We start from the raw sequence: 7,313 nt of genomic DNA on the forward strand, positions 1-7,313 counted from the left end.
GCGTCGAAGCGGGCACCCAGAATCCGAGCGGTACGATCGCCTGTGGCCTTTTCCCGAGTCGATATGGGGCGCAACCCGAGTGACAACCGTTGATCTGAGCGATTATGACGTGCCCGGTCGCGGGCGCGGTCTGCTCGATGTCGTCCGCTGGCGGTATCTGCTGAGGCTGCTCGTGCGCAAGGGAACCGCGACGCGCTACCGCAACTCGGCGTTGGGATGGACCTGGTCGTATGTGAAGCCGCTGGTCCAGTTCCTCGTCTACTGGCTCGTGATGGGCTTCATCTTCGGCATGAACCGCGGTGTCGAGAACTTCCCGGCGTATCTGTTCGCGGGTTTCGTCGCCGTGACATTCTTCAACGAAGCGTTCGGCAACGCCACGACGGCGATCGTGGACAACCGCGCCCTGGTGAAGAAGATCTATCTGCCGAGGGAGCTCTTCCCGATCTCTGCGGTCATCGTCGCATTCGTTCATTTCTTGCCGCAGCTTGTAATTCTGCTGGTCGTCGTGCTGCTGTACGGCTGGATCCCGACCTTCGCCGGCATCGGCGCGATCCTGCTCGGCGTGCTGATCCTCGCGGCGGCGGCGCTGGGTCTGGGACTCTTCTTCGCCGGCCTCAACGTGCGATTCCGTGACGCACAGAACTTCGTGGAGATCCTGCGCATGCTCAGCACGTGGTTCTCGCCGGTGCTGTATACGTGGACGTTCGTCGCGGAGCGACTGCCGGAATGGGTGCTGTACCTCTATATGGTCAATCCGATCACTATCGCAGTCGAGCTGTTCCACTACGGATTCTGGGCGCCGACGGCCGGGGACGCCTGGCACGGGTTCGCGCCGCACTTCCGGCTGTACATTCTCGCGTCGATCGCAATCTGCACCGTCTTCCTCATCGTCGGCCAAGCCACCTTCCGTCGCTTTGAGCGCACCTTCGCCCAGGATCTGTGATGTCCAGCACCATTGTCGCCACCACCGAGACCAAGCCGTCGATCATCGTCGACCACGTCACGAAGCAGTTCCTGAAGCGGAACACGCACTCCTTCAAGGAGGCTTTCGTGTCGTGGATCAAGGGCAAGAAGGTGCGCGCCGACGTCTTCAAGGCGCTCGACGACGTGAGCTTCCAGATCGGCGAAGGGGAATCCGTCGCCGTGCTCGGATTCAACGGATCCGGCAAGTCCACGACGTTGAAAATGGTCTCGGGAGTGCTGGAGCCCGATGCCGGGCGGGTATTCACTCGTGGCAGGGTCGCTGGCCTCATCGAGGTCGGTGCTGGCTTTCACCCCGAACTTTCCGGACGTGAAAACGTGTACCTCAACGCCGCGATCCTCGGGATGTCGGCGAAGCAGATCGACGAGCGCTTCGACGACATCGTCGCCTTCAGCGAGATCGGTGACTTCATCGACACCGAGGTGAAGCACTATTCGTCCGGGATGTTCATGCGCCTGGCGTTCGCCGTGGCCATCCACGTCGATCTCGATGTGCTGCTCGTCGACGAGGTGCTCTCGGTGGGTGACGCGCCCTTCCGCGAGAAGTGCTACCAGAAGATCGAGGAACTGGTCACCCAGGGGGTGACGATGCTCGTCGTCAGCCACGACATGTCCACCGTGCAGCGGCTGTGCTCGCGGGGGATCGTGATCCACGACCACAAGGTGCTCTTCGACGGCGACATCGAAGAAGCCGTGCAGGTGATCCGGACCACGCCGCACTGAGTTCTCTTCGCCTTCGGCGAGGCGAACGTCCACCGGTGGGTGGTCAGCGCTGGCGGCTTATCGCCCGACGTAGCTTGCGATATGCGCGTTGGGGCAGGGTGAGCGTGCGGAGGTTGTCTCGCACCTCGGCGCGAATACCGTTCTCGACGTCGACAAAGCGCTGGTCGATGAACTTCGTGAGATAGAGCGCGAGTCCTGGTCCCTGCTCCCGCACGTATGCGCGCAATGCCTCATCACGCAGAAGCGCGTCGTACTTCGCGTGTTCTCCGCGCGATTCGATCACGCTGTTTCCCGCGGCTCCGCCGTCGCCGGTGCGCTGATGCCAGTACGCGTACGGCTCGTCCGCGAGATACTCGAGGGGACCGCGGGCCAGCACCTTGAGGTTGAAGTTCCAATCGCCCACCACCGGCAGTCGCTCGTCGTAGAGACCCAGTTCCTCGTGGAGAGCGCGGCGATACACGAAACCGATCGGCACGAAGCGATTGAACAGCATCGTGTCGCCGAGCGTCGGAGCCGTCAGGTGCTCCTGAAACACCTCGTCACGGACCGTCACGTACTCTTCGCCCTGGAGCTCTTCCCACAGAATCCGGATGCGGGACACGACGCCGCCTCGATCCGGGTTTGCGGTGAGGTAGGCGTTGGCGCGTTCGAGGAACTCTGGGTGCCAGGAGTCGTCGTCATCATGCAGGACGAGGAGGGGAGCGGACGTGGCGAGCACGCCGGCATTGGCGCTCACCCAGCGACCCCTGGACGTGCGCGAATGAAGGGCTCGGACTTGAGCACGATACTCCTCCGGCAGGTCCGCGACGAGCGCGTCCACCGCGTCGGCATCGCCCCCGTCGTTGACGATGACGCACTCCCAATCGGTGAACGTCTGCCCGGTGATGCTCTTGAGAGCGCGCGTCAGAAAGCGCGGCCGATCCTTGGTGCGTATCACGACGGCGACCTGAGGGTTGCTCATCCCGCTAGCTTATTCTGAATGCGGGGCTCACCCGGAGCCGCAGGATCGCGAAGGAGTGTGGCATGCAGCGGCACCGCGCTCGCCTCACCGTGGTCATGCCCGTCGCAGGTTTCCACGCCCCCTGGGCTGCTCAGGCTCTCGACTCCGTCCTGGACGAGTCTGAGCTGGATCTGCAAGTCATTCTTGCGCTCATGCCCACGGCGAGGGAGCTTCGAGACAGCCTTGAACGACGTGCGGGGGGAGATGCGCGGATGCGTTGCATCGACGTGCCGGGTGACGCGCCGGTTGCCTCTGTGCGCGAGCACGTCGACGGCGAGTTCGTCTGCGTCGTCGGCGCGGACGAACTCGTGCCCGCGGGCAGTCTGCGTGCACTCGTGGACAGCCTCGCGAAGAGCAGGTCAGAGGTCGCACTCGGCGACTGCGTCATCTTCCATCCGGGACGGACGCACGAGCCGAACGGCGAGGTGCGTGCTTTTCGCGAGGGTGCGGTCGCGTTGAGGGCCCGGAGGAGAGCCGCGGTCGCAGAGGCGACGGGAAGCGCACGCGGGCTCATGAGGCGCTCTTTGTGGGAGCGTGCAGCGTCGGAGATCGGGGCGACGTCAGACCCTGACGGTACGAGACTCGGCGCTCTTGCGCTGCGACGCGCTGGGGGCATTGATGTGCTGCCCGAGATTACGCGCGTTTTCCGACCGCCGAACGGAGTACGCGGTGCGGGCGCCGCGCGCACTCGGCGTCATGTCCTGATCCGTGCGCCGCGGCGAGCGTTTTGGATGTTCCGCGATCGAATCACGCGGATCGCGATCCGCCGCTGAGCTCATCGAGAAGCGCGGCGTAGGCACGTGACACCCGCCACGGCGTGACCGGTTCCAGATACGCTTCGAAGTCCGCTTCGCTGACGCCAGCAAAGAGATCGGGCTGCGCCAGCAGATCGGCGATCGAATCTGACGGTCGACTGGGATCGAAGTAGCGCACCCATTCCTGGTCGCGGAACTGCTGGCGAAGGTGGGGCTCGTCGGGCAGGATGACAGGCACCCGAAACGACGCCGCGAGATGAACGCTTCCGGAGTTGAGGATGGCGCGGTAAGGGAAAACCGCGACGTCCGTGGCCAGGAACCAGCGTTCGACCTCGCTATCCGGCACGAACTCAAGATGCGCAATGGTGCGTGGCCGTGACGGGAGCGAACTCTCGAAAGCGGTTCGCGACATCTCCTTCACCGTTCCTGCCAGGAGGAGTGCGATATCAGGCGCGTCCGGTCGATCGCTCGCGCGCGTGACCGCCTCCACGAGGTGTCGCACGCCCTTGTATGGGCGGATCTGGCCCAGGAACAGGACGGCTCGTTCGTCGTCCAGGTTGAATGACTCTCGAGCGAGAGCCCGCGACATGGCGCCGCTGTCGTATATGCCCTCATAGCTCGGGTGCGGGATCATTCGCACATGCGAAGGCTCGAGCCGCACGATGTCGGAGAGGATGTCAGCTGTCGCCGGCGCCATCACGTGAACGATGTCGGCGCGGTCCGACAGCTGTTGGTACAGCGATCGCTCGATGTCCGGATACGGCAGCTCGTGAGGCAGGCGATTGTGGACCGTCCACACCAACCGGACGCCGCGACGTCGTGCGGCGTCCAGCGCGGCCCCGAGAGTGGTGAGACGCGCCGCAGCGAGGTCCCTTGTCGGCGCCTGCTGCGCGATCGGAGTCGTCCAATGCAGGTGCACGGTCTCGCCGCGGGCGAGTAGCTCGATCCCCGAGAGGAGCTCCTCGAACGTGTGAGCATCGACGAAGCGGTAGGCTCGGGTGCGGGCGACGAGCTGCATGAGATTGAGATAAGGGTTCTCGTCGTATGCCGGGAAGACGAGCACCCGGGGCCCGGACTGCACCCTTTGATCATAGGCGCCGCGCGGTCCTTCGCCAGGGCACGTCTGTTCTCTTCTGTCACACTGGTTTCATGCACCGTACGCCTTTGCGGCAGAGCGCGCTCCGACCTCTTCTCGCGCTCGCAGTCGTCGCCGGACTCTTTACATCGCTGATGCCCGCCGCCGCATGGGGTGAGGTGGCTCCTGCGCCGAGTGCCCAACCGACACCGGCAGCCACCGCGGGGGCGAGTGGGGATCGAGGAGCGGGGGCGTCAGGGGACGACGCGCCCGGGGGCGGCGGGACGGAGCCGGAGACGTCGCCCACCTCACCGGAACGGGCCCCGGTGAGCGAGGCGCCGGCCGCAACCCCCGCGCCTTCCGCAACGCCTGCGCCCCAGCCGGAGTCCACGCCGGCTGCGGAGGAGGAGACCCCTCCCACGTCATCCCCTCAGGTCGAGGAGGACGGTGAACGGGCCCCGCTAACTCAGGAGGAAATCGACCTACTGGGCCGTGACTCCACAACTGACCAGGCGATCCTCGAGGAAGGCGCGGATTCTGTCTTCCGTACCTTCTCGCTGGCTGGCTGGAATCCGGGCAACATCATCTCGGATTCGGTCTTCTTCGCCAGTGGCGCGATGACGGCGGCGCAGATCCAGAGCTTCCTCAACAGCAAGGGCAACCCCTGCCAGTCAGGGTACGTCTGTCTTAAGGACTACCGCCAGAGCACTCCGACGCGTGCGGCGGACAACTACTGTCCTGCCGCGTACTCCGGCAGCTCGAACGAGACCGCCGCGACGATCATCGCAAAGGTCGCGCAAGCTTGCGGGATCAATCCGCAGGTGCTGCTCGTCGTGCTTCAGAAAGAGCAGAGCCTGGTGACGCGCTCGAACCCGGGGCCGGATGTCTACAAGATCGCGATGGGCTATGCCTGCCCGGATACCGCTCCGTGCGACGAGCGCTTCTACGGCTTCTTCAACCAGGTCTACAGTGCCGCCCGGCAGTTCAAGGTGTATGGGGCGCTGAGCGGCTTCCGACACAACGCGGGCCAGACCGTCGATGTCTACTATCACCCGGACGCTGGTTGCGGAACGAGCCGTGTGTACATCGAGAACAAGGCAACCGCCGCTCTCTATAACTACACCCCCTACCAGCCCAACGCTGCCGCTCTTGCGGCCGGATGGGGAACGGGAGACCGATGCTCGTCGTATGGCAACCGGAACTTCTACAACTACTTCACCGACTGGTTCGGCCCGACCCGTGTGGAGGTGAAGGGCGCGATCGGTAAGCACTGGCAGGCGATCGGTGGGGTTGACAGCGTTCTCGGCTCCCCCAAGCACCCGGAGGCGTGCGGCCTGCGTGACGGAGGCTGCTACCAGAACTTCGAGAACGGTCAGATTCACTTCACCCATCCCACCGGCGCGCACGCGACGTGGGGTGAGATCGCACAGGTCTGGAAGCGCTACTCCCTCGAGAACGGGAAGCTCCGTTACCCGACGAACGACCAGGAGTGCGGGCTCGCGCGAGGCGGATGTGAACAGACGTTCCAGGGCGGTGTGATCGCGTCGGGCCCCTCGACGGCGGGTCAGCCTGTATGGGGGGCGATCCTCACGAAGTGGCGTGAGCTCGACCGCATGTCCGGCAAGTTGGGCTACCCCAAGGGGTATGAAGTCTGCGGCCTCGTCGGAGGCGGGTGCTATCAGAACTTCGAGTACGGGCAGATGCACTTCACGCATGCCACAGGAGCACGCGGCACCTGGGGCGGTATCGCCACGGCCTGGAAGCGGCATGGGCTCGAGCACGGGGATCTCGGTTACCCCAGATCAGACGAACGCTGTGGGTTGAAGGAAGATGCCTGTTATCAGGAGTTCCAGCGCGGTGCGATCTACTGGCGAAACGGCGGAGGAAGCTGGGCGCTGAAGGGCGCGATCTTCTCCGCCTGGACGTCGCAGAACAAGGAACACGGGCGGCTTGGCTACCCGACGTCGGACGAGTTCGTGGGATCGGATGGTGTCACTCGGCAGACGTTCCAGGGTGGCGAGATTACGTTCACTCACGCGACGGGAGCTGTCATCCGTCTCCGGTGATCTCGCCGAGTGCTACGTGCTCGCGTGAGTTCGGAAGACGAACCGGTCGTACGTGACGTACCGGAACGCCGTCGCGAGCGCTTGCCCGATCAGCGTGCCCGAGATGTTGTCGGCCAGGACGCTGTCGAGCCCGAGCACATACCGGGAGAAACCGAGACAGCCCAGCTGCAAGCCGATGGCGACCACGTTGAAGGCGACGAACAGCGCGTAACGGGACCACTTTCGCGGTAGGTGACGGTCGCTGAAGGTCCAGTAGCGGTTTCCGACATATGTCACAACAGACGCAAGCACGATGGCGATGATCTTCGCGACGATCGGCTGGTGGAATAGGGGGCCCTCGCCGGTGACCCAGAAGACGAGCAGGTTGTACGTGACTGCGTCGACCAGAAACGCCGCGCCACCGATGACGAGGAATGAGCCCGCCTGCTTGAGCTGTCGGACGGCGGGTCGGGTCATAGCTGCTGTGCCTTCCGGGAGTGGGCCGGAGCCCCGTGTTAGCCTGACTCGGCCTTTTGCCGGGCACCGCCCGCGAGCCAGGCCCCTGATTCTACGTTGAGGAAAGTGCGCGTCCCCTTCATGCCCACGCCCGATGTCATCGCTGCGATTGTTCCCTGTTACAACGAAGAGGTCGCGGTGGGGAAGGTGATCGCTGATCTGCGTGCTGCGGTGCCGGAGATGGTGATCTACGTCTACGACAACAACAGCTCGGATCG

Annotated in this window: 7 protein-coding genes; 4 read left to right on the forward strand and 3 right to left on the reverse strand. The window is 64.3% G+C overall.

The genetic code is table 11. The features are described from left to right. Nucleotides 1–79 precede the first annotated feature (79 nt). Nucleotides 80–943: an ABC transporter permease gene (locus tag ACYVJ0_RS12385; RefSeq protein ID WP_460818109.1), complete on the forward strand. Its 864-nt coding sequence runs from the start codon at nucleotides 80–82 to the stop codon at nucleotides 941–943. Then, on the forward strand, nucleotides 943–1,704 hold the full coding sequence (locus ACYVJ0_RS12390; RefSeq protein ID WP_460818111.1) for an ABC transporter ATP-binding protein: 762 nt from the start codon (nucleotides 943–945) through the stop codon (nucleotides 1,702–1,704). Before ACYVJ0_RS12385 ends, ACYVJ0_RS12390 begins: the two co-directional genes overlap by 1 nt. A 43-nt stretch (nucleotides 1,705–1,747) precedes the next feature. Here ACYVJ0_RS12390 and ACYVJ0_RS12395 read toward each other — a convergent pair whose 3' ends face one another. Next, the gene (locus ACYVJ0_RS12395) at nucleotides 1,748–2,665 is read right to left on the reverse strand and encodes a glycosyltransferase family 2 protein (RefSeq protein ID WP_460818112.1); all 918 of its coding nucleotides are present in this window, start codon (nucleotides 2,663–2,665) and stop codon (nucleotides 1,748–1,750) included. A gap of 62 nt (nucleotides 2,666–2,727) precedes the next feature. Between ACYVJ0_RS12395 and ACYVJ0_RS12400 the strand changes: the two genes are divergently transcribed. Beyond that, nucleotides 2,728–3,477, forward strand: coding sequence for a hypothetical protein (locus ACYVJ0_RS12400; protein WP_460818114.1), 750 nt, complete (start codon nucleotides 2,728–2,730; stop codon nucleotides 3,475–3,477). Here the strand turns inward: ACYVJ0_RS12400 and ACYVJ0_RS12405 are convergent. After that, nucleotides 3,452–4,540 (reverse strand): glycosyltransferase, encoded by a 1,089-nt coding sequence (locus tag ACYVJ0_RS12405; RefSeq protein WP_460818116.1) that lies wholly within the window; start codon nucleotides 4,538–4,540, stop codon nucleotides 3,452–3,454. The genes ACYVJ0_RS12400 and ACYVJ0_RS12405 overlap by 26 nt on opposite strands. Nucleotides 4,541–4,860: 320 nt before the next feature. On the opposite strand from ACYVJ0_RS12405, the gene ACYVJ0_RS12410 reads away from it, so the two are divergent. Next, nucleotides 4,861–6,600, forward strand: coding sequence for an LGFP repeat-containing protein (locus ACYVJ0_RS12410; protein ID WP_460818118.1), 1,740 nt, complete (start codon nucleotides 4,861–4,863; stop codon nucleotides 6,598–6,600). A 12-nt stretch (nucleotides 6,601–6,612) separates the two neighbouring features. On the opposite strand, the gene ACYVJ0_RS12415 is transcribed toward ACYVJ0_RS12410, so the two are convergent. Continuing rightward, nucleotides 6,613–7,056, reverse strand: coding sequence for a GtrA family protein (locus ACYVJ0_RS12415; RefSeq protein ID WP_460818119.1), 444 nt, complete (start codon nucleotides 7,054–7,056; stop codon nucleotides 6,613–6,615). Nucleotides 7,057–7,313: the final 257 nt, after the last annotated feature.

It is taken from the genome of Microbacterium petrolearium, from assembly GCF_054782875.1.

Excerpts from the sequence above, each read along its gene's own strand:
- ACYVJ0_RS12395 (WP_460818112.1), bottom strand. The coding sequence starts at position 2,665 with ATGAGCAACCCTCAGGTCGCCGTCGTGATACGCACCAAGGATCGGCCG.
- ACYVJ0_RS12390 (WP_460818111.1), top strand. The coding sequence starts at position 943 with ATGTCCAGCACCATTGTCGCCACCACCGAGACCAAGCCGTCGATCATC.
- ACYVJ0_RS12415 (WP_460818119.1), bottom strand. The coding sequence starts at position 7,056 with ATGACCCGACCCGCCGTCCGACAGCTCAAGCAGGCGGGCTCATTCCTC.
- ACYVJ0_RS12400 (WP_460818114.1), top strand. The coding sequence starts at position 2,728 with ATGCAGCGGCACCGCGCTCGCCTCACCGTGGTCATGCCCGTCGCAGGT.